Consider the following 21,548-nt stretch of genomic DNA (forward strand, 5'->3'; position numbering starts at 1 on the left):
ATCACATCAACAACAAGTGCTCACACAGATTGTTTGATTAAATTGTTAAAGAGCGAGCCTTTCGGCTAGGCGGCGTATACTACGCGCCTTTCGAACAATGTCAAGGCCTTATATTTAAGGTTTTATAAAAGATTATAAACCTTTTTAAAACATGAAAAACTGCCTTTAGCAAACTTGATTTCAAACCGAAGTTTGAATCGTTAAAGCGCTTCTTTTGTTCTCAGTCTTGGTTAGTGGCTTGCGCCTCAGTCCTTTTCTGTGCGGCGTATTATAGGGATTGAGATCACATTGGCAAGTGTTTTATTGCGATTAATTACAATTAATTTTTATACTTACTTTGGCCACAAGTTACACACAAAAATGACCAAGTTATCCACAGAGTTGTTAGATGGCTTTAGCAATAGCAGCAAGATCATCGAATACAGCTGTTGCTAATGTTTCACCCTGTTCAGTGATATCTTTGCCTGAACGTACTAAATAGTTAGTTTTAATCCCTGCTGCGATACCAGCTTGTAGGTCAGAAACTTTATCGCCGACCAAAATTGATGCTTCTATATCTATATTAAGGTCTTCAATAGCATTCATTAACATCCCAGGTTTTGGCTTACGGCATTCACAGTCAACTTTAAACTCACCTTGGCCTTCTTCACTATGATGAGGACAATAGTAAATACCATCTAAATCGACACCACGATCAGACATAGACCAATCCATCCATTCAGTTAATGTATTAAATTGCTCTTCAGTGAATAAACCACGTGCAATACCTGATTGGTTTGTAATGACAACTAATAGGTAACCTTTTTTCTGCAGTTCAATACAGGCTTCAATAGTGCCTTCAATAAATTCGAAGTCGTCTCTCTGTGAAACATAGCCATTATCTTTGTTAATGACACCATCTCGGTCTAAAAATACTGCGGGTTTTGCATTACTCATTTTACATCTCTATTTCAGCTTGTTTAATGATGTTATTATGCCACCCATTATTATCCCCTACTATCAATAAAGAGAGCTGACTATGAATAGACTTCTTATTATCGTTTTTATCGCCCTAGTTTCAGGCTGTAGCAATTATGAATTTCATTCTAATGTTGATAAAGAAAACTTCGATAATTACTTCAAGCCCTCTCACGTAATTGTTTATGATAAAAAACAATTATTGGATCTCGAATATACTGTTTTAGGTGCAGTAGAAGGGAGTAGTTGTCAGGAAGCTAAAATAGATGTTCCTGCAAGTGAACGAGAAGCGCGTACTAAAGCAAGATTCAATGCCGCTGATATGAATGCTAACGGTATTATATTTCACTCTTGTCTCAATATTGAACGAGATGAAACCTGTGTCAGTAATGTGATTTGTTACGGACGTGCATTAGATGTAGAAATACCTGTTGATGAATAATTTTAATCATCAGGTAATAGCAACGATTCACTCTCCCTATAAAGAGAAGTTTGCTGTACCAAGACAGCCCGGGTTAGTGCCTAGTGCAAAAGCTGAATTAGAGATATTACCGCCCTATAATGATATTAATGCTTTTAATGGGTTAGATGATTTTAGTCATTTGTGGTTAATCTTTGAATTCCATAAAAATATAGCAACCACTGATATTGAAAATGGGTGGTCTCCTACTGTGCGCCCTCCACGCTTAGGGGGTAATAAGCGACTCGGTGTATTTGCGACTCGTAGTCCAAATCGTCCTAATTCAATTGGTTTATCATTAGTAGAGTTTCATGGATTGATTCAACGCGATGGGAAGTTATTTCTTTCATTAAGTAATATAGATTTAGTCGATGGCACTCCTATTGTCGATATTAAACCTTATATTCCTTATGCAGATGCGATACCTGAGGCTAAAGCTGGCTTTGCGCAAAAATCACCAGAACTAACATTAGCAGTGAGTTTTAATGAAAAAGCTTACTTACAACTTCAAGCGTTATCTGAACAATATCAAGATTTACAACAATTCATTATTGAAGTATTACAACAAGATCCACGACCGGCTTATAAAAAACTAAAGCCTGATACAAAAGTTTATGCCATGCATCTTTCTGATTTTAATATTAAGTGGCAATGCACATTAGAGACGATCACTGTTTTATCTATTGAATTGGTTTAACTTAATTTTAAAGGCTGATTTTTAAAGAATTGGTTTTAAAGAATTAACTCTTAAAGATCCAGCGTTTAAAAACTTAGCTTGTATCGACCTAATGGTAAGCACCGTCATTACCATTAGGTCGTTCTGATTTTTATACTCTTATTTTAGACTTTGATAAAAAATAACCAATAACACCACCCGCGAAAGCACCAAATAAATGGCTTTCATAAGAGACGTTTGGCGAACTCGGTAATACACCAAAAACTAACCCTCCATATACTATTAAGACTAATACAGAGATAGTGATATCCCTAAAATGCCTTTGCCTAAATCCGTAAACAATTAAATATCCCCACATGGCATAAACTACCCCACTCATCCCAATATGAATACTGCCACCTCGAGCAAATAACCATACTAAAGTACCAGTGCTTAATATGGACAATATAAAGACAAGCCAAAAGCGCCTTAAGCTATGTAATCCAATTAAACTTGAAAAAATAACAAAAGGAAAAAAGTTACTCATCAGATGCGCCCAACCACCATGTAGAAATGGGGCGAAGAGTATTCCCGATAAATGACTCACTTCTCGCGGAGCAATACCAAAGCGATTAACGGTAAAAATACTATTAATAAGTAATAAAATGGTACAGAACAACATAATCGCTAAACTATGTTTTGCTGGTTTTAGATATCGTTGCATATAGGTTCCTCTTAAAGATTATGTAAAACTAACTAAATTTAGGATAAAAACACAACATTATTTAGATAAAACAGTTAACAGTGCTTTAGTCCATAGCAATCGACTGCTAAAATCAGCCAACTTTATATAAGCAATCGATAGAAAACTATCAACAAGGATCACCATGCGTACTACCAATTATTTATTATCCACTCAAAAAGAAGCACCAAGTGATGCAGTAATTGCCAGCCACCAGCTGATGTTACGCGCAGGTATGATCCGTAAATTAGCATCAGGTCTATACACTTGGTTGCCGACAGGTTTACGCGTTTTACGTAAAGTAGAAAACATTGTACGTGAAGAAATGGAACGTGCAGGTGTTGTTGAAATTTTAATGCCCGTCGTACAACCAGCAGATTTATGGCATGAAACAGGTCGTTGGGACAAATTCGGTGGAGAATTATTACGTATTAAAGATCGTAACAACCGTGATTTCGTTTTAGGTCCAACGCATGAAGAAGTAGTAACAGAATTAGTACGTAAAGAAGTCAATAGTTACAAACAACTACCACTTAACTTATTCCAAATTCAAACTAAATTCCGTGATGAAACTCGACCACGCTTTGGTGTGATGCGTGCACGTGAATTTACGATGAAAGATGCTTACTCTTTTCACCTTGAACAAGAATGTTTAGAAAAAACGTATCAAAATATGTTTGATGCCTATTGCCGAATCTTCGATCGTTTAGGTTTAGAGTATCGCCCAGTAATTGCTGATACAGGTAGTATTGGCGGAAGTGCGTCTCACGAATTCCACGTATTAGCACAAAGCGGTGAAGATGCGATTGTATTCTCTGACCAAAGTGATTACGCCGCAAATATTGAAAAAGCAGAAGCATTAGCACCTGCCTTTGACCGCCCAACAGCAACAGCTGAGTTAACAGTGGTTGATACGCCTAACGCACACACCATTGATGAAGTATGTGATTTACTTAATGTTGAAGCATCAAAGACAGTGAAAACATTATTAGTTGAAGGTGATGCTGAAGAAGGTGAAATGGCTCCAGTCATCGCATTAGTATTACGTGGTGATCACAACTTAAATGAAGTTAAAGTTGAACATATTGAAGGGATTGCAAGTCCATTACGTTTTGCAGGTGCTCAACAAATTTTAGATGCTGCAAATTGTGAAGCAGGTTCTATCGGCCCTAAAGGTTTAACTATTCGTACAATCGTGGATCGCAGTGCTGAAAAATTAGCAGACTTTGTTTGTGGTGCTAACGAAAATGGTAAGCATTTAACAGGCGTTAACTGGGATCGTGATATCACTGATTATGAAATTGCTGATTTACGTGAAGTGGTTGAAGGTGATCCAAGCCCATGTGGACAAGGCACACTATCAATTGCACGCGGTATCGAAGTGGGTCATATTTTCCAATTAGGTGATACATACGCAAAATCAATGAATGCAGCCGTATTAAACCAACAAGGTAAAAACCAAGTAATGACTATGGGTTGTTACGGTATTGGTATTTCACGTATCGTTGCTGCTGCTATTGAACAGAACAATGATCAAAACGGTATTATTTGGAATGATACATTAGCACCTTTCTCTGTTGTGATTGTGCCAATGAATATGAAAAAATCTCATCGTGTTTCAGATTTAGCAGAGCAATATTACGCCGAGTTAACAGCTGCTGGTATTGAAGTATTGTTAGATGACCGTAAAGAGCGCCCAGGTATTATGTTTGCTGATGCTGAACTAATCGGTATTCCACATACCTTAGTTATTGGCGATCGTAGTATTGATAATGGTGTTATTGAATATAAAGATCGTGCTTCAGGTGAAAAACAAGAAGTTAAAATTGAAGAAGTGATTGAGTTTATTAAAGCAAAATTTGCTTAAATAAAATTTAACCTCTCAATATCTATTGATTAAAACCACGCCTTTACCGCGTGGTTTTTTTTCACTAAATTTCCTTCTAGAATCACTCAGCAGCTTCCTCACTCTTTTTATTCAACTTTATTCATAGTAGATTAGCTTAATATTAATACTCTCTTAGTTAAAGCCTAGTGACCACTTAATCAAAACAGGGTTTATATGACATACTTTTTAAGGGTTTTATTATTACCTTTTCTTTTCACTTTATTACCTATAGCAGGTCAGGCTGATACCCCAATGTTAGAGAGCAAACTAAACAGTAAATTAAATAGCAGCTTAGATAATAAGTATCAACTCAATACAGAAGCGAACCTTGATAATCATTTCTCTCCTGCTATTAATACTTTTTGGGATGAACATGCTCAAATAAAAACATTCGACAGTGAAGTTGGAGGCACTATTAATACTGTTCAAATTAAAACAGGCAGTGCTAATGCGGTTGTTATCAGCCAAGGACGTAACGAGTCCGTATTAAAGTATAAAGAATTAGCTTTTGATTTAAGTAATCAAGGTTATGACGTTTTTTTAATCGATCATCGAGGGCAAGGGTTTTCTAGCCGTTTAGGTGGAGATGCTTATCGTGGGCATGTGCAAGAGTTTAATGATTATATAATAGACTTAACAACATTTATTAATTCACTACAGTTAGAAAAAAATTACCAGTCTCGCTTTATCTTAAGCCACTCGATGGGCAGTGCAATCAGTGCTTTGTATCTAGAAGAACAAACACACCCTTTTACTGCAGCTATTTTTTTTAGTCCTATGTTTTCTATTAACCTAGGAAGTATGCCTCCTTTTATTGCTAAAGCAGTCAGTTACATTAGTGATTTAGTATGTAGTTGGTTTAGTGATTTAGCCTGTTATGCACCAGGCGTAGGTCCTTACATACAAACAGCTTTTGAGCATAATATTTTAACGAGTAGCGTTAAGCGCTACCAATCTAGCTCGAGTACTTTTAACGATGCCCCTGTAACTCAATTAGGTGGTCCGACTATGCGCTGGGTAAATAAAAGCTTATTTGCAACAGAAAAAGCAATTCAACAGGCTTCGAAAATAAATATTCCTATTATGGTTATTAAAGCAGGTAGAGATACTGTTGTAACAGAACAAGGCCAAGATGCTTTTTTTGCCAATACAAAACATTATTGCAAGGGTAATAAATTGATACGTATTGAAGGTGCTAGACATGAATTACTGTTAGAGCAAGATCAATACAGAATACTAGCAATAAACGAAGCACTCGATTTCTTTCAACAATCTCAACAAGGTAAACTGTCATGTATAAAATAGCCATCTCAGATCTTGATGGAACCTTACTTGGACCTGATCATAAGGTTTCAAATAAAACTAAAGAAAGTATTCAACAATGGAAAGACACTGGTAGAAAATTCGTTATCGCCACTGGACGCCATTACATAGAGGCCAAAAAAATACAAGATGAGTTAGGAGAGTCTATTTCTCTAATTACCTCAAACGGTGCTCGCGTACATGATCAACATGGCAATATTATATTAAAACAAAACTTATCGACTGATATTGCAATAGCTATCTGTGAAAGCAGCTTCGATCCATCAGTACAAATAAACTTATTTACTGATCAAAAATGGTTCGCTAACTTTTCAATGCAAGAGCTAATTGGTATGAGCATAGATACCGACTTTTATTGTCAAACAACAGACTTAAAAGTCATTGATAAATCTAACACCATTAAAATTTTCTTTTGGGGTGATAGAGAAAAACTAGATGTAATTTATGAAACGCTAGATAAACGATTTGCCGATAGAGTTAATCTCACTTTCTCATTAGATAGATGTTTAGAAGTGATGGAAGCCAATACTAATAAAGGTGCGGCAGTGGATGCTGTATTGAAAAGAATGGGCTTAACTGCACAACAAGCTATTGCCTTTGGTGATGGAATGAATGATGTTGAAATGTTACGCGGCGTTGGTAAACCTATATTAATGGCTAACTCACAAAAAGATCTTTTAAGTGCATTACCTTATGCTGAAATCACCCAATCTTCACAAGAACACGGCGTCGCAGTTAAAATGGATGCCATTTTAAACGAGGTATTAAGTTAATGAGTAAATTTTAGAAAATACCGACTTAAAACATTAAAGCCGCATTCCATATAAATTATAGAATGGGGCTTTATATTCGTTAAACCTAAGTGAGTATAAATTAAATATACAGAACTACATGTAACCTCGATAAAATCAATCTATCTTATTGCTCATCACGCTGAAAAACTAAGTCAGTTGCTGTTGAAGCAGCTTCAACAAAGTAATAACCACCAATAGTGAAACCTTTTAATTGCTCAATATCAGTTATTTCATTTTCCATAATATAACGCGCCATTAAACCACGCGCTTTCTTCGCATAGAAACTAATCACTTTATATTGCCCATTCTTTTGGTCTTTAAAAATAGGTGTAATGACTGTCGCTTTTAATGCTTTGGTTTTAACGGCTTTAAAGTATTCATTAGAAGCAAGGTTAACTAAATACGCTGAACTTTGAGCAGCAAGTTGTTTATTTAATTGTTCGGTAATTAAATCGCCCCAGAATTGATAAAGGTTTGTACCACGCTCATTATCTAAACGAGTCCCCATTTCAAGTCTGTACGCTAGCATTAAATCTAAAGGACGTAATAAACCATACAAACCAGATAGAATGCGTAAGTTCTGTTGTGCATATTGCAATGCAGTTTCACTTAATGTTTCAGCTTCTAATCCAGTATAAACATCACCTTTAAAAGCGAATAAACATTGTTTAGCATCATTATCTAATGAAAAAGGTGTTTGCCATTGTGTAAAACGAGCCACATTTAAACCTGCAATTTTATCACTAACTTTCATTAATGAAGCGATATCTTGCATTGATAATTCTTGGCAACGGTTTATTAATAACTGACTTTGTTCTAATAAATTGGCTTCTGTAAACTCAGAAGTGGTCGCCGGTGTTTCAAAATCTAACGTTTTAGCTGGAGAAATAACAACTATCATATGTTTTCCTAATCTATCAATATCAGTTAATGGTTAAATTGCTTAAGCTGTTAAGCTTTGATTCAGTACCGATTTCTAATTTAATCATTAAACGTAAATCATTTTCTGAATCTGCATGTGCTAATGCTTCAATATAACTAATTCTACCATCTGCGTATAATTTAAATAAAGCTTGGTCGAAGGTTTGCATACCATGCTCTGTAGATGCAGCCATAATTCGCTTGAGTTCATATAATTCACCCTTACGCATTGCATTTGCAATAGTCGGTGTATTAAACAAAATTTCAAAGGCTGCTCTGCTTCCTTTACCATCAGGTGTAGGAATTAACTGTTGAGCAACAATAGCATTTAAGTTAACAGACAGATCGTATAAAAATTGTCGATGACGATCTTTAGGCACAAGATGTAAAATACGGTCTAACGCCTGGTTAGCATTATTTGCATGTAAAGTTGCCATACACAGGTGCCCTGTTCCTGCGAAGTTTAGTGCAAATTCCATTGTTTCACGCGTTCTGATTTCACCCTGTACAATAACATCAGGTGCTTGTCGTAATGAATTACGTAACGCTTCTTCGAAAGAATCGGTATCTAAACCCACTTCTCTTTGTGTAATCACTGAACGAGCATGTTCATGTATAAATTCAATAGGATCTTCAACGGTAAAAATATGACCTGAGGCATGATTATTACGATAACCAATCATTGCAGCCTGAGTGGTCGATTTACCTGCACCTGTTGCTCCAACAAATAAGATTAAACCACGTTTAGCCATACAGACTTCTTTCAGCTTTTCAGGTAATAGTAACTCATCAAATGTTGGTATTTTCTCTTGAATACGACGTATAACCATACCAGGGCTGTCTTTTTGCATGAAAGCACTAATACGAAAACGTCCAATTTCTGGACGGTGGAAAGCGAAATTAGCTTCTTTTTTACGTTTAAATTCAATGAAGCTTTCTTCATTCAACGCACTTTCTAATAAGCTATAAATATCTTCATCAATCAAATCATCTTCAGATAACGATTCTAATCGGCCATTTAATTTAATCGTCGGAGGTAGACCAACAGAAATATATAAATCAGAACCTTTATACTTATCTAAATAACCTAGTAACCTATCTAACATAACGACCTCTTAAAATGTTTTAGGATCCATCGCTTTTGATGCTGCATCTTCATAAGATGCAATTCCCTGAGCGACTAAATCTCGAAGACATTGATCAAGTGTTTGCATACCATGTATCTTACCGGTTTGAATAACCGAGTACATTTGTGCCACTTTGTCTTCACGAATTAAGTTACGGATAGCCGGAATACCGATCATTATTTCATGAGCGGCAACTCGGCCACCACCATTCTTTTTCAATAATGTTTGTGAAATTACAGCACGCAATGATTCTGATAACATCGAACGTACCATTGCTTTTTCTGCAGCAGGAAATACATCAACAATACGGCTAATTGTTTTAGCAGCAGAGGTAGTATGCAAAGTACCAAATACTAAATGTCCGGTTTCAGCGGCAGTTAATGCTAAACGAATCGTTTCGAGATCACGCATTTCACCAATTAGAATAACATCGGGATCTTCACGTAACGCACTACGTAACGCCATATCAAAACTTAAGGTATCTTTATGAATTTCACGTTGGTTAATGAGTGATTTTTTAGTGGTGTGAACAAATTCGATAGGATCTTCAATGGTTAAGATATGTTCGTTTCGAGATTCGTTAATGTAATCAACCATTGCTGCTAGTGTTGTCGATTTACCTGAACCTGTAGGTCCAGTTACCAACACTAAACCACGAGGGTAATCTGAGATATCTTTAAAGATAGCTGGGGCATTAATATCATCTAATGTTAATACTTCACTAGGGATGGTACGAAATACAGCAGCTGCACCACGGTTTTGATTAAAAGCATTAACACGAAAACGAGCTAGCTCTTTAATTTCAAAAGAAAAATCTGTTTCAAGCTCCTCTTCAAAATCCTTGCGTTGCTTATCATTCATGATGTCATATATTAAATTATGTACTTCTTTATGTTCTAATGCAGGCATATTTATTTTACGCACTTCACCATCTACACGAATCATTGGAGGAACACCCGCAGAAAGGTGTAGATCTGATGCTTTATGCTTTACACTAAAGGCTAATAATTCCGTTATATCCATAATTTAAAATCCTAATAATATGACTAATATACCTAACAATATCGTAGCTGTTGAACAAAAAATAGCTCAAGCTAGTATAAATGCACAACGCCAAGACAAAGTGCGGTTATTAGCTGTCAGTAAAACCAAACCGGTTTCATCAATTAAACAAGCATTTGCACAAGGTTTATCTCACTTTGGAGAAAACTATGTGCAAGAAAGTATAGAAAAAATTCAACACATCAAAACAGATAGTTATTTTGATAGACCAATTCATTGGTATTTTATTGGTCCACTGCAATCCAACAAGACTCGCCCAGTGGCGGAAAATTTTGATTGGGTGCAAAGTGTAGACCGTTTAAAGATAGCACAAAGACTCAATGAACAGCGCCCTGAAAACATGCCCAAGCTCAATATTTGCTTACAAGTTAATATTAGCGGAGAAGAAAGCAAATCGGGTACTACTTTATCACAAGTAATTGAATTAGCATCACAAGTGCAAGATCTTCCACGGTTAAAACTTCGTGGTATTATGGCGATTCCACAAAAGAGCGATGACCCAAAAGTTGTCGAACAACAATTTTTAGCATTACATAAAATATATCAAACATTACAACAGCAGTATCCCGATATTGATACCTTATCCATGGGTATGAGCGGCGACTTAGAAAGTGCAATTAAATGCGGCAGTACGATGGTTCGTATTGGTACTGATATTTTTGGTTCAAGATAAAAATTAATAGTAAGGAATAATAAAATGCAACATAAAAACATCACCTTCATTGGTGCAGGTAATATGGCAGGTAGCATCATTAACGGTTTAGTTAAGAGCGGTTACCCAGCAAAGCAAATTTGTGCTTCTGCGCCAAGCCTCACTAATACACAAAAACTAGCAGACGATCTTTCCATTCTAAACAGCCAAGATAATAACCAATCAGCACAATGGGCTGATGTTGTTGTATTAGGTGTTAAACCACAAATGATGGCAGCGGTTTGCCAAACTTTAGTAGATGCAGGCGTTGATTTTTCTGACAAGTTAGTTATTTCAATTGCCGCTGGTGTTTCTGTTGCACGATTACAATCAATACTAGGTGAAAATACGGCGGTGATCCGCACCATGCCAAATACACCGTCATTATTGCAAAAGGGTATGACAGGCTTATTCGCCTCACAGCAAGTATCACCAAAAGATAAAGTATTTTCAGGTGATCTTATGGCAGCAGTAGGCGAGATAGTTTGGGTAGAAGAAGAAGCTCAAATCAATGCTGTTATTGCAGCAGCAGGTTCAGCTCCTGCTTATTTCTTCTTATTTATGGAAGCAATGCAAACTAAAGCAATGGAAATGGGTTTTAGTGAAGAGGATGCACGCTTACTAGTACAACAAGCTGCTATTGGTAGTGCTGAAATGGTAAAACAAAACCCACAATTGGATTTAGCAACACTGCGTAATAACGTCATTTCAAAAGGCGGCACAACAGCAGAAGCGGTGCGTACTTTTAACGAATTAGCTTTGCCTGAGATTGTAGGGAAAGCAATGCAAGCTGCGTCAGATCGTGGCGCTGAAATGGAAAAATTGTTTTAATAGCTGTATTTAGTGGTTCTATATTTAATGGTTCTGTATTTTAAAGTCAGTATTGTAAAAACTTGAGTTTAATAACGCGGTATTTAAAGTACCGAACTTGATAAATCAAATATGTAATAGTCGTATAAAAGGTAGTAAATAAATGAATGCTGTTAATTTTTTAATCGATACTGTGTTTGACCTGTATTTAATGATTGTATTGTTACGAGTTTGGTTACAACTAGCTCGTGCGGATTTTTATAATCCATTTAGCCAATTTATCGTAAAAGCAACTCAACCGATTGTCGCGCCATTACGTCGTTTCATTCCAGGTTATGGTGGTTTAGATATTGCGACTATATTGTTTGCATTTATTGTCGCTGCGGCCAAAATATTAGTATTAAGTGCCGTACTCAATTACACAATTGATCCGATGGTCATATTGATATCAGCCTTGTTTATTTTGATCACAGCGGTGTTTAAATTATTATTCTGGGTATTAGTAATACGCGCAATATTAAGCTGGGTCAGTAAAGGTCAAAACCCGATTGAAGCAGTGATGATTCAATTAACTGAACCATTATTAAGTCCTGTTCGTCGCATTATTCCTTCAATGGGTGGTTTAGACTTATCAATGCTTGTTGTATTACTGGGGCTTCAGTTTGTAGAAAAACTAGTCACTGACTTGCTTGCACAGTTATTAGGTTAAATGACGATTAATATTCAAAGTATTAATGGTCAAAATACTAATGCTCTAAGTACTAATATTCCAGCTATTAACAAGCAAAGAATAATAATGAGCACAATTTAATGAGCGACTATTATTCATATCAAGGCGAAGATTTATTGCTTCGCCTTTATCTACAACCTAAAGCTAGCCGAGATCAATTTGTTGGCCAGCATGGTGAAGAATTGAAAATAGCGATTACAGCACCACCTGTTGATGGTAAAGCTAATGCGCATTTAGTGAAGTTTTTAAGTAAACAATTTAACGTAGCAAAAAGTGCAATTAGTGTAGAAAAAGGCTTACAAAGTCGACACAAATTAGTACGAATTAAACAGCCTAAAAAACTACCTTCACTTTTTTCACAATAAGGGATTATATGTTTCGCTCAATGATTATATTTAAAACGTTGTTTTTAAGTTTACTGTTATTAACCAGTTCAATGGTAACAGCTGAACAATTTAAAAAGTTTGCTAACCTTGAGGTTCATTACATCGCCATTCCAAGCACCTTTATTCAGCCTGAAGTTGCAACACAATACAAAATCATACGAAGTAAAAATAATGGTTTATTAAATATTTCGATACTTGATACGAGACAAAATAACCAAGCGGTAGCTGCCACGTTGAAAGGCACAGGCAAAAATTTAATTGGTCAAACTCATCAACTAACATTTACACAAATAAAAGAAGGTAAGGCGATTTATTATATTGCTGAATACCCTTTTACTAATGAAGAAATCGTTAATTTTGAAATTAACCTAAAAACAGAAACAAAATCGAATACGCTTAAATTTCAACATAAATTCTATGTTGATTAAGGAAAACACATGAAACAAAAATGGGTACTTGCCACCGGCAATCAAGGCAAAGTAAAAGAGATGAGTGAGCTATTAAACAGCTTTTCAATTGAAGTATTACCACAAAGCCAATTTAATGTGCCAGATGTCCCTGAAACAGGTACTACTTTTATAGAGAATGCGATTATCAAAGCTCGCCATGCATCAAAACTAACGGGCTTACCAGCTATTGCTGATGATTCAGGGTTAGAGGTGGATTTTCTAAATGGCCAACCGGGCATTTATTCTGCTCGTTATGCAGGTGAAACAGCAACAGACCAAGACAATATTGATAAGCTGCTTAATAAGCTTGAAGGTATTAACCCAGAACAGCGTAAAGCACGCTTCCAATGTGTTCTAGTGTACCTACGTCACGCGTTAGATCCTACGCCGATTATATGCCAAGGTACTTGGGAAGGTAGTATTACTGAAAGTGTTGAAGGTAAAAATGGGTTTGGTTATGACCCTGTGTTTTGGGTTGAAAGCGAGCAATCGACTTCAGCACAATTAGACAAGCAACGTAAAAGTGAATTAAGTCATCGCGGTAAAGCATTAACGCAATTAGTTAATTTGTTAAAAGAGCAGTTATCAGCTTAGCGTTATTGTTTTTTCTTTACACTTTGCAGTTTACATTATTAATTGCATTACATTTTGAAGCGACCATTTAGGTCGCTTTTTAGATTGGATAAATCATGTTACAGCTACCCCCTCTCAGTTTATATATTCATATTCCATGGTGCATTGAAAAATGTCCTTATTGCGACTTCAACTCTCATAAACTACGCGGTGAAATCCCAGAGAAAGAATATTTAACCGCGCTTATTGACGACCTGAGACAAGACCTCAGTTTTGTTCAAGGACGTGATTTATTCAGTATTTTTATTGGAGGAGGCACGCCTAGCTTAATATCTGCTGCGGGTATTAAATGGTTGCTAGAAAACGTTCAAAACTTGATTCCCTTTAAGGCCGATATTGAAATAACGCTAGAAGCAAATCCAGGTGCGATTGAGAATCAAAAAATTGCTGATTTTAAAGAAGCCGGTGTTAATCGTTTTTCATTTGGAGTACAAAGTTTTCAGCAAGAAAAGTTGACTAAACTAGGCCGAATACATGGTGTAGAAGAAGCAAAAACAGCGGCTAAACAAGCACATCATGTCGGCATGAAAACATTCAATCTTGATTTGATGCATGGCTTGCCAGACCAAAGTTTAGCAGATGCGATGAGCGATTTAGAAACGGCAATTGCCTTAAAACCCACTCACCTTTCATGGTACCAACTGACCATTGAACCGAATACCCAATATTTTTCACACCCTCCTACATTGCCTGATGATGAAACACTGTGGGCTATACAACTGGAAGGGGTAAAACTATTAGCTGAGCATGGTTATCAACAATATGAAATTTCTGGTTATAGCCAAGAGAACTGGGAATGTCAGCATAATTTAAATTATTGGCGCTTTGGTGATTATTTAGGTATTGGTTGTGGTGCACACGGCAAAATATCATTACCACTAGAAAACAAGATATTACGAACGACAAAGATAAAGCACCCTAAAGGATACTTAGATCCACAACGCGCTTATATGGATGATTATAATACCGTGCAAAAAGAGGATCTTGTCTTTGAATATATGATGAATCGATTGCGTTTGATGGAAGCCATTCCATTTTCAGAGTTTGAAGATTACACCGGTTTGCAACGCAGTGTATTAGACAAACAATTACAAGAAGCGATCAATAAAAATTTAATAACCGTTGCAGAGGATACCTGCCAAGTAACTCCTTTCGGACATCGATACTTAAATGAATTGTTAACCATTTTTATGGAGTAATTAGCCCTCACTAAAGAGCTTATTCTTAAACTTCCATGAGTTTTTCAGAAAAATAACCGTTACTATTTCATTCCGACCTAGTAACGGTTTTAATGATTAACGCAATGCATACTGTAAAATGACATATAAAATGTGATGCAAAATGTAATGCAAAATGTAATGCAAAACATTAAGCAAAACGAGACCGATCATGCGCTTGCATAAAGTCAACTTCAGGACCAACAGGAATAATACGAGTTGGGTTAATGGTTTCATGTGAACCATAATAATGCGCTTTGATATAATCAATATCGACGGTGCTCGCAATGCCTTCATGTTGGTATAAATCACGAACATAATTCGACAGAAAGGGATAATCAGCAATTCGCTTTTTATTACATTTAAAGTGCCCAACATAGGCAGCATCAAAACGTATTAAAGTAGTAAATAAACGCCAATCAGCTTCTGTTAACTGCTTACCCAACAAATAACGCTGTGTACTTAAACGCAACTCTACTTTATCTAACGCCTCAAATACGGCATCAACAGCTCCTTCATAAGCCGCTTGAGTGGTAGCAAAACCTGCACGGTAAACCCCATTATTAATATCTCGGTATATCCAATCGTTTACTTCATTAATCTCATCTTGAGCATGTTCAGGATAATAATCTCCTTCAGAGGCGCCAACACTATCAAATGCATTATTAAACATACGAATAATATCTGCCGACTCGTTGCTGACGATCGTTTGTTGCTGTTTATCCCATAAAATGGGTACCGTGACACGCCCTGAATAAGTTGGATCTGCCAAGGTATATAACTCATGAACCAATGAAACATGATTAACAGTATCTTTAATAACACCCGGTCCCGGCTTGAAGGTCCAACCCTGCTCAGCCATTAGAGAATTCACGACAGAGATATCAATCATTGATTGCAAACCTTTTAGCTCTCTAAAGATCAAAGTGCGATGCGCCCATGGACATGCTAACGAAACATATAAATGGTAACGCCCTGCTTCTGCTTTAAAGCCGGCTTTACCCGTTGGCCCTGCTTGACCATCTGCTGTGATCCAATTTCTAAATTGTGCTTCACTCCTCACAAACTTACCATTACTTGATTTGGTATCGTACCATTGGTTATGCCACTGCCCATCTACTAATAATCCCATGATTTACTCCTCATTATCTGTTTTTTTTCATAACACTTCAGCGACCATTTAAAGCTTCTGACCATTTAAAATCACTCGATCATTTAAAGTTTATGAGCATTTAAACTAAAAAATACACACTGAGTTTTATATTTTATATACATGCCAATTCATTGGCTTTTTATTAAATTAACTTAAGTAAATTTACCTTGATTAAAATCGTCAAAAGCCTGCAATAGTTGCTCCCTTGTATTCATAACAAAAGGGCCATGACGCGCAATAGGTTCATTGAAAGGTTTGCCAGCAATTAATAAAAATCGACTCCCCTCTACTCCGCTTTGCAAAGAAACTTGCTCTCCGTTAGTTAAAACAGCTAACTTCTGTGCTTCTATAGCAGTGTTGCTTGGTTCACTTTGAACAGTCACTTCACCTTCGATAACATAGATGAATGCATTATGATCTAGCGTAATCAATTGTGTTAACACTTGCCCTGCAGATAAATGAACATCCAAATATAAAGGTTCGCTATGAACATTGGTTACAGCGCCTATCGTGCCTTGATTGGTTGTCCCTGCAATAACATTTATTTGACCGCCATTCGTTAATTGTTCACGCGCCATCGAATGTGGTAAAAATTCTTGGTATTGAGGTTCATTCATTTTTGCATGACTCGGTAGATTCACCCATAACTGAAAACCTTTTAACAAACCATTTTCTTGCTCTGGCATTTCTGAATGCAAAATACCTTTACCTGCCGTCATCCATTGCACACCGCCTGGTTCAATGACACCTTCATTGCCAGCACTGTCTTTATGACGCATTCTTCCGTTCAGTAAATAAGTCACGGTTTCAAACCCTCGATGAGGGTGCGTTGGAAAACCACCAATATAATCTTCAGCTTGGTCACTTTCAAAACAGTCTAATAACAGAAAGGGATCCAATATCTCCAGCTGTGAAGAGCCTATAATACGCGTTAACTTAACGCCGTCACCATCAGAGGTTTTAACACCAGAAACAATTTTTTTAACACTACGCTCACTCGGTTTTACTGAGTTTTGTTGGGCGTTATGCATCACGGTATTTGTCATATGATTCATATTTCACCTCTGTTACTGTTCTTAGTTATTTATCTCAGGTATTGCTCTCAGTTATTGAGATGAACAAATCATAGCTGTTGAACTATGGAGAATAAACAGCAATAATTTCAATTTATAATTGCCAAATGGAGAACAATAGATGGGGCAAATGGAAAATATGGCGCTCTTTGTTAGGATCGTAGAGGCTGGCGGTATCGGTAAAGCAGCAGCACAATTAGACATTGCTAAATCTGCGGTAAGTAGGCGCTTAGTCGAACTAGAAAAACAACTTGATACCCAACTCCTCTCTCGTACAACTCGTCAGTCTCATCTCACTGATGCAGGCCGTATTTATTATCAAAAAGCCTTAACCATTTTAAATGATGTCGCAGAGTTAAATGCGCAAACAAGTGGTATTAGCACCAATATAGAAGGCACTTTAAAGCTAACTGCACCTTTGTCTTTTGGATTAACACACCTGGCACCAATTATTGATGAATTTAGTCAACGACACACAAACCTTTGTATTGATATCGACTTCTCTGATCGCCATATTGATTTGGTTGAAGAGGGTTATGAATTAGCCATTCGTATTTCAAACTTAAAAGACTCGACGTTAAAAGCCAAGCGTCTGACCAGCATTCGTCATTTTTTATGTGCGAGTCCAGATTATTTAAAGCAACATGGTCAACCTACCAATCTCGACCAATTGAGCCAACACCGTATATTGCAATACACACAAAATGATCATCATAAATTACACATTACAGACCCTCAGCAAAAACAACATCAACTTGATGTGAGTGCAAAAATTAAAGCTAACAATGGCGATTTTTTAAAAATGGTCGCAATTAATGGACAGGGTATTGTCGCTTTACCGTTATTTATTACTCATCAAGCCATTACTCAAGGGCAATTAGTGCCGATATTAACGGATCATCAATTACCGACTCTTCATGCTTATGCGGTGTATCCTCAGACTCGTTTCTTATCACAACGCTGTCGCTTATTGATCGATTTTATCAGTGAGAAATTTGCACAAAAACCGCTGTGGGATAACCTACAATAAAAATGACAATGCAGTAAACGAAGGGGCAATTATATTTGGTCGAAGGTTTAACAAAATTCAACCAAAAAAATTATTAATGCTTAACCGAAAGATTATTAATAAATAATGGTAGTAATGTATTCCTCCTGAGAAGAATACAACTGATATAGATAAGTTTAACTCAGTTTAGCTTAATTCGGTCATTTCGCTGACATCAAAGGATTCTATAGCCCCTTCAACCATCGCTCGATAGCAACCATATGTGTATTTTCTCTGTGTATTTGCCATAACTCACGAGACTCCCAGCATTCATAAAATAGAAAGTGAGCTGGATTGTTATTATCTTGGTGCAAACGATATTTTACACACCCTTTTTCTACTAAGGTTTTATTGATTAACTTAATCATTTCATCTTTTACAAAGTCGATCTTATCTTGTTTAACATTAATGCTCGCTACAATAGTCAGGTTTGTCATTTATGTTCCTTTTTAAAGTGTAAGACTATCTGCCACTATCTCATTTAATTTATTTATTTTTTTAATTCGCAGATTCAAATTAGCATCATAAATTATTATTTAGACAAGATTCGTTAACTGCTTATGATTTATGTCACTTATCTCTAACAACAGGTCGATATAAATATTCCAATCGCACCAATTTTCAATGGGAAAAATTAACACTAATAATACCAATCACACTAATTAAGTTATCTATTTTACTTGTTAAAATAACTTATTTCTTCGTTGTAAATTTCGTAAAGGGAACAAACATTTAGCTCAATTTTCGCCTTGAACTAACTCATTTTTTCTGCGCAAAATTTAGATCACTTATTTAATGTAATCGGTATAAGGCGTGAGTTGTAGAAGATAGTTGTTCTCACTTCAAAACTCAGAATACAGTTAGGGGTGATTTTAACCAGCAAGAATGATCACCTTATTAATTCTTTTGGTATTAGTATCGATAGGTCAATGTCATTAATCAAAACGAATTAAATTGATAATTTATTCAAAAAGTTTTATTAAATCATTCAGCTGTGGTCAAATACTGCCATTATTTTATCAACTTAAAGAAGGTGAGTATTATCGATCATCAACAGCTTAAAAAGGCCGAATTTAAAGCGGGTTGCAAAGCCGCCATTCCATTGATAATAGGTGCTATCCCTTTTGGTATTTTATTTGGAACATTAGCGCCCACCAGTGGACTTTCGGTATGGGCAACGATGGCAATGTCATTATTTGTTTTTGCTGGATCGGCTCAATTTATTGTACTTGCATTAATTGCTGTTCAAGCACCATTAGAAATTATTTTATTAACTACATTTGTTGTTAATTTACGCCACCTGTTATACGCAACGGCATTGGTGCCTAGGGTTGCACATTTACCGATAGCTTTACGTGCTTTTTTAGCCTTTGGCTTAACTGACGAAACCTTTGCTAATATGAGTCAACGTTATCAACCTGACTCGCCATTAGGTAATGATCATCAATACGCTCATTATTTTTATATTGGTTCTATATTCAGTTTTTATACAACATGGTCTTCTGCCACTGCTCTCGGTTTAATACTTGGTAACATCATTCCTGATATGACAAGTTGGGGGCTAGAGTTTGCTATGTCCGTTACTTTTATCGGTATGGTAGTGCCTTATGTAAATAGTAAAGCAATGTTAAGTGCAACGTTCAGTGCTGCGATAGCCTCTTTATACTTTTTTTATTTACCTAATAAGCTTGGACTCATTATTAGTGCATTAATAGGCGTTGCTGCAGGCTTATCAGTGATTCGTATGCAAAAAATGTCTATTAATAATCAGGAGAAGAAAGTATGAATGAAGTCTGGTTAATTTTAGGTATGTTTGCCATTACATTTGGCATTCGTTTTGTCATGTTTGCTTTTGCAGGGAAAATCACTTTTCCAGTTTGGATGCAACAATCATTAAAGTTTGTGCCTCCCGCAGTATTAACAGCAATTATAGTGCCCGCAGTCGTTATGCCCTATGGGGATATGGATATAAGCTTTACTAATGTTTATTTATTAGCGGCAATTATTAGTGTCATGATCAGCCTGGTAACTAAGAGTTTATTAAAAACGATCTTCTTTGGTATGTTAGTTTTTTTACTGTTGAAGTTATTAATTGCTTAAGAGACTTCAATCTTTTCGTGCAGACTAACTCAAAAAAACAGACAAAAAAACCGATGCTTGTAGACATCGGTTTTTATCTTAGCTAACTATATCAATCGCACTATTTAACTTATCTATTTTACTGGTTAAAATAGCTTCTTTAACATAGCCTCTTTAACACAGCTTATTTAACATAGCTTATTTAACATAGCTTATTTAAAATAGCTGATATTATCATTAGTACAAAGGCACTTTTAACTTTATAGATTAACTTACTCAGGCGCTTCAGTTTCTACATCTTTAGTTTCAGGTGCAACTTCTGGTTTTGTTAATAATATTTCACGCAGCTTTTCATCTAACTCTTTAGCAGCAGCTGGGTTTTCTTGCAAGAACTTACAAGCGTTACTCTTACCTTGGCCAATTTTGCTACCGTTGTATGAGTACCAAGAACCAGATTTTTCCACTAACTCTTGTTTAACACCTAAATCAATTAACTCGCCATAGTTATTAATACCTTCGCCGTACAAGATTTGGAATTCAGCTTGTTTAAACGGTGGTGATACTTTGTTTTTAACTACTTTAACGCGTGTTTCATTACCCATGATTTCGTCACCGTTTTTAACAGCGCCAATACGACGAATGTCTAAACGAACTGATGCATAGAATTTTAATGCATTACCACCAGTAGTTGTTTCAGGGTTACCAAACATAACACCAATTTTCATACGGATTTGGTTAATAAAGATAACCATCGTATTAGTTTGTTTAATGTTACCGGTTAGTTTACGTAATGCTTGAGACATTAAACGTGCTTGAAGACCCATGTGTGAATCACCCATGTCTCCTTCAATTTCCGCTTTGGGTGTTAAGGCAGCAACAGAATCGACAATCACTACACCAACAGCACCTGAACGTACTAACATGTCACAGATTTCTAATGCTTGCTCACCAGTATCAGGTTGCGAGATAAGAAGATCATCAACATTAACACCTAATTTTTTTGCGTAGCTAGGGTCTAACGCATGCTCAGCATCGATAAACGCACAAGTTTTACCTTGTTTTTGTGCTTCAGCAATAACTTGTAATGTTAGCGTCGTTTTACCAGAACTTTCTGGACCGTATATTTCAACAACACGACCGTACGGTAAACCACCTATTCCAAGAGCAACATCTAAACCTAATGAGCCAGTTGAAACAGATTCAATTTCCATTGCTGCAGCACCGTCTCCTAGACGCATAATTGAACCTTTACCAAATTGTTTCTCAATTTGGCCTAATGCAGCTGCTAATGCTTTATCTTTATTTGCGTCCTGACTCATGTATTCTCCAGTGTTTTTTTTATGTTTTACT

24 protein-coding genes are annotated in these 21,548 nt (G+C 36.3%); 15 read left to right on the forward strand and 9 right to left on the reverse strand.

What is annotated here, in order from left to right; genetic code table 11:
• Positions 1–384: 384 nt before the first annotated feature.
• The gene (gmhB, locus tag V6255_RS10415; RefSeq protein WP_341628096.1) at positions 385–936 is read right to left on the reverse strand and encodes a D-glycero-beta-D-manno-heptose 1,7-bisphosphate 7-phosphatase; all 552 of its coding nucleotides are present in this window, start codon (positions 934–936) and stop codon (positions 385–387) included.
• 82 nt (positions 937–1,018) lie between these two features.
• On the opposite strand from gmhB, the gene rcsF reads away from it, so the two are divergent.
• Positions 1,019–1,399: an Rcs stress response system protein RcsF gene (gene rcsF / locus V6255_RS10420; protein ID WP_341628097.1), complete on the forward strand. Its 381-nt coding sequence runs from the start codon at positions 1,019–1,021 to the stop codon at positions 1,397–1,399.
• A complete protein-coding gene (gene tsaA / locus V6255_RS10425; protein WP_341628098.1) occupies positions 1,392–2,114 on the forward strand; it encodes a tRNA (N6-threonylcarbamoyladenosine(37)-N6)-methyltransferase TrmO in 723 nt (240 codons plus the stop codon). The genes rcsF and tsaA overlap by 8 nt, the downstream gene beginning before the upstream one ends.
• A gap of 130 nt (positions 2,115–2,244) precedes the next feature.
• Here the strand turns inward: tsaA and V6255_RS10430 are convergent, their stop codons facing one another.
• Positions 2,245–2,796 (reverse strand): rhomboid family intramembrane serine protease, encoded by a 552-nt coding sequence (locus V6255_RS10430; protein ID WP_341628099.1) that lies wholly within the window; start codon positions 2,794–2,796, stop codon positions 2,245–2,247.
• Between the two features lie 163 nt (positions 2,797–2,959).
• Here V6255_RS10430 and V6255_RS10435 point away from each other — a divergent pair, with 163 nt between their 5' ends.
• The 3 genes from V6255_RS10435 to V6255_RS10445 all read left to right on the forward strand — a co-directional run bounded on the left by V6255_RS10435 (position 2,960) and on the right by V6255_RS10445 (position 6,798).
• Positions 2,960–4,681, forward strand: coding sequence for a proline--tRNA ligase (locus V6255_RS10435; RefSeq protein ID WP_341628100.1), 1,722 nt, complete (start codon positions 2,960–2,962; stop codon positions 4,679–4,681).
• Between the two features lie 195 nt (positions 4,682–4,876).
• A complete protein-coding gene (locus V6255_RS10440; protein WP_341628101.1) occupies positions 4,877–6,007 on the forward strand; it encodes an alpha/beta fold hydrolase in 1,131 nt (376 codons plus the stop codon).
• On the forward strand, positions 5,995–6,798 hold the full coding sequence (locus V6255_RS10445; protein WP_341628102.1) for a Cof-type HAD-IIB family hydrolase: 804 nt from the start codon (positions 5,995–5,997) through the stop codon (positions 6,796–6,798). The genes V6255_RS10440 and V6255_RS10445 overlap by 13 nt, the downstream gene beginning before the upstream one ends.
• A 145-nt stretch (positions 6,799–6,943) precedes the next feature.
• Here the strand turns inward: V6255_RS10445 and yaaA are convergent, their stop codons facing one another.
• From yaaA to V6255_RS10460, 3 genes are read right to left on the reverse strand one after another with little or no spacing between them, the layout of a single operon-like run.
• Entirely contained in the window at positions 6,944–7,720 is a 777-nt protein-coding gene (gene yaaA / locus V6255_RS10450) for a peroxide stress protein YaaA (protein WP_341628103.1), read from the reverse strand.
• 22 nt (positions 7,721–7,742) lie between these two features.
• Positions 7,743–8,846: a PilT/PilU family type 4a pilus ATPase gene (locus tag V6255_RS10455; RefSeq protein ID WP_341628104.1), complete on the reverse strand. Its 1,104-nt coding sequence runs from the start codon at positions 8,844–8,846 to the stop codon at positions 7,743–7,745.
• Positions 8,847–8,855: 9 nt separating this feature from the next.
• Entirely contained in the window at positions 8,856–9,890 is a 1,035-nt protein-coding gene (locus V6255_RS10460) for a type IV pilus twitching motility protein PilT (protein WP_160063966.1), read from the reverse strand.
• Positions 9,891–9,909: 19 nt separating this feature from the next.
• On the opposite strand from V6255_RS10460, the gene V6255_RS10465 reads away from it, so the two are divergent.
• The 7 genes from V6255_RS10465 to hemW all read left to right on the forward strand — a co-directional run bounded on the left by V6255_RS10465 (position 9,910) and on the right by hemW (position 14,827).
• The gene (locus tag V6255_RS10465; protein WP_341628105.1) at positions 9,910–10,602 is read left to right on the forward strand and encodes a YggS family pyridoxal phosphate-dependent enzyme; all 693 of its coding nucleotides are present in this window, start codon (positions 9,910–9,912) and stop codon (positions 10,600–10,602) included.
• Positions 10,603–10,626: 24 nt separating this feature from the next.
• Positions 10,627–11,451 carry a pyrroline-5-carboxylate reductase gene (proC, locus tag V6255_RS10470; RefSeq protein WP_341628106.1) on the forward strand — a complete coding sequence of 275 codons (825 nt, stop codon included), beginning with the start codon at positions 10,627–10,629 and terminating at the stop codon, positions 11,449–11,451.
• 142 nt (positions 11,452–11,593) lie between these two features.
• Positions 11,594–12,139 (forward strand): YggT family protein, encoded by a 546-nt coding sequence (locus tag V6255_RS10475; protein ID WP_341628107.1) that lies wholly within the window; start codon positions 11,594–11,596, stop codon positions 12,137–12,139.
• Between the two features lie 101 nt (positions 12,140–12,240).
• Positions 12,241–12,525, forward strand: coding sequence for a DUF167 family protein YggU (gene yggU, locus V6255_RS10480; RefSeq protein WP_341628108.1), 285 nt, complete (start codon positions 12,241–12,243; stop codon positions 12,523–12,525).
• Positions 12,526–12,533: 8 nt separating this feature from the next.
• A complete protein-coding gene (locus V6255_RS10485; RefSeq protein WP_137297524.1) occupies positions 12,534–12,974 on the forward strand; it encodes a DUF4426 domain-containing protein in 441 nt (146 codons plus the stop codon).
• Between the two features lie 9 nt (positions 12,975–12,983).
• Entirely contained in the window at positions 12,984–13,589 is a 606-nt protein-coding gene (locus tag V6255_RS10490) for an XTP/dITP diphosphatase (protein ID WP_341628109.1), read from the forward strand.
• A gap of 95 nt (positions 13,590–13,684) precedes the next feature.
• A complete protein-coding gene (hemW, locus tag V6255_RS10495; RefSeq protein WP_341628110.1) occupies positions 13,685–14,827 on the forward strand; it encodes a radical SAM family heme chaperone HemW in 1,143 nt (380 codons plus the stop codon).
• A 169-nt stretch (positions 14,828–14,996) separates the two neighbouring features.
• On the opposite strand, the gene V6255_RS10500 is transcribed toward hemW, so the two are convergent.
• Together V6255_RS10500 and V6255_RS10505 are read right to left on the reverse strand one after the other, a co-directional pair.
• Entirely contained in the window at positions 14,997–15,977 is a 981-nt protein-coding gene (locus V6255_RS10500) for a glutathione S-transferase family protein (protein ID WP_341628111.1), read from the reverse strand.
• A 173-nt stretch (positions 15,978–16,150) separates the two neighbouring features.
• A complete protein-coding gene (locus V6255_RS10505) occupies positions 16,151–17,053 on the reverse strand; it encodes a pirin family protein (RefSeq protein ID WP_341628112.1) in 903 nt (300 codons plus the stop codon).
• Positions 17,054–17,192: 139 nt separating this feature from the next.
• Between V6255_RS10505 and V6255_RS10510 the strand changes: the two genes are divergently transcribed.
• A complete protein-coding gene (locus tag V6255_RS10510; protein WP_341628113.1) occupies positions 17,193–18,101 on the forward strand; it encodes a LysR family transcriptional regulator in 909 nt (302 codons plus the stop codon).
• 203 nt (positions 18,102–18,304) lie between these two features.
• Here V6255_RS10510 and V6255_RS10515 read toward each other — a convergent pair whose 3' ends face one another.
• Positions 18,305–18,556, reverse strand: coding sequence for a putative quinol monooxygenase (locus V6255_RS10515; protein ID WP_341628114.1), 252 nt, complete (start codon positions 18,554–18,556; stop codon positions 18,305–18,307).
• Positions 18,557–19,152: 596 nt separating this feature from the next.
• Here V6255_RS10515 and V6255_RS10520 point away from each other — a divergent pair.
• Both V6255_RS10520 and V6255_RS10525 read left to right on the forward strand, forming a co-directional pair.
• Positions 19,153–19,905 carry an AzlC family ABC transporter permease gene (locus V6255_RS10520; protein WP_341628115.1) on the forward strand — a complete coding sequence of 251 codons (753 nt, stop codon included), beginning with the start codon at positions 19,153–19,155 and terminating at the stop codon, positions 19,903–19,905.
• Positions 19,902–20,219, forward strand: coding sequence for an AzlD domain-containing protein (locus V6255_RS10525; protein ID WP_341628116.1), 318 nt, complete (start codon positions 19,902–19,904; stop codon positions 20,217–20,219). The genes V6255_RS10520 and V6255_RS10525 overlap by 4 nt, the downstream gene beginning before the upstream one ends.
• Positions 20,220–20,470: 251 nt before the next feature.
• Here the strand turns inward: V6255_RS10525 and recA are convergent, their stop codons facing one another.
• Positions 20,471–21,517: a recombinase RecA gene (gene recA, locus V6255_RS10530; protein WP_341628117.1), complete on the reverse strand. Its 1,047-nt coding sequence runs from the start codon at positions 21,515–21,517 to the stop codon at positions 20,471–20,473.
• Positions 21,518–21,548 lie beyond the last annotated feature (31 nt).

The sequence above is a fragment of the Psychromonas arctica genome (assembly GCF_038155225.1).
Lineage (GTDB): Bacteria > Pseudomonadota > Gammaproteobacteria > Enterobacterales > Psychromonadaceae > Psychromonas > Psychromonas arctica_B.